Source organism: Arenibacter sp. F26102 (genome assembly GCF_023015865.1).
Classification (GTDB): Bacteria; Bacteroidota; Bacteroidia; order Flavobacteriales; family Flavobacteriaceae; genus Arenibacter.
Genome location: NZ_JALKBC010000073.1, coordinates 1 through 281, shown reverse-complemented (window position 1 = coordinate 281; position 281 = coordinate 1). Strand labels below are relative to the sequence as shown.

Genomic DNA, 281 nt, shown 5'->3' with positions numbered 1-281 from the left:
GGAAAAACATTTCACCTCTTGGTTGGGACTTGCCCCAAAACAACACAATTCGGGAAAAATGAAACGCAACTACAAACCCAAGGGAGCCCCAAGGGCAGGTCTGATCTTCAAACAGGCAGCAGTAGGCCTGCTCAACAGCAGGCACATTGCATTGGGCGCTTTCGGTAGAAAGATACGGGCCAAAAAGGGAGGATTGGTGGCCATAAAGGCAGTGGCCAGGAAATTGGCCGAACTGTACTGGAAATTGTTTGTAAAAGGACTGGAGTATGTAGAGAATGGAA

General features: G+C 48.4%; 1 pseudogene. It reads left to right on the top strand.

Annotated elements, in window-relative coordinates:
- Positions 1-58: 58 nt before the first annotated feature.
- Positions 59-281 (top strand): annotated as a pseudogene (locus MWU78_RS22630) (hypothetical protein); the annotation flags it as partial.